Source organism: Bacillus sp. OTU530 (assembly GCF_038440375.1).
This window is the reverse complement of sequence record NZ_JASATP010000159.1, coordinates 1-413: the sequence shown is the minus strand read 5'-3', so window position 1 is coordinate 413 and position 413 is coordinate 1. Positions and strand designations below refer to the sequence as shown.

Below are 413 nucleotides of genomic sequence, written 5' to 3'. Positions count from 1 at the left end.
GGACCGTTTTTCGCATAACCAGTCCAAACAGCCATCGTATATTGCGGTGTATAACCGGCAAACCAACTATCATTTGTTGCTTGAGATGGATACCCAAACTGATTAAGCACCTTCTCATCAAAGTTCGTTGTTCCCGTTTTCCCTGCAATATCGAGACCAGGCACATTAGCTGTGGTACCTGTTCCGTTAGAGGCATTTACTACACCACGAAGCATATCGGTAATCATATATGCTGTATAGTCCTTCATAACACGGTTACTTTTCGGTTTGAAGGTTATCTCCTTGCCATCTGGAAAAACTACTTTTGTAACGAAATGCGCTTTTGTGTACACACCATCGTTTGCAAACGCACCATATGCCCCTGCCATCTCAAGAGGAGACACAGGATTGCTTCCGATTGCGTAAGATTCATA

General features: G+C 43.6%; 1 protein-coding gene. It reads right to left on the bottom strand.

All coding sequences use genetic code 11. The features are described 5' to 3' along the window. Nucleotides 1-413, bottom strand: a 413-nt coding sequence (locus tag AAHB12_RS31385; protein ID WP_342048957.1) for a penicillin-binding transpeptidase domain-containing protein, incomplete at both ends; no start/stop codon positions are given.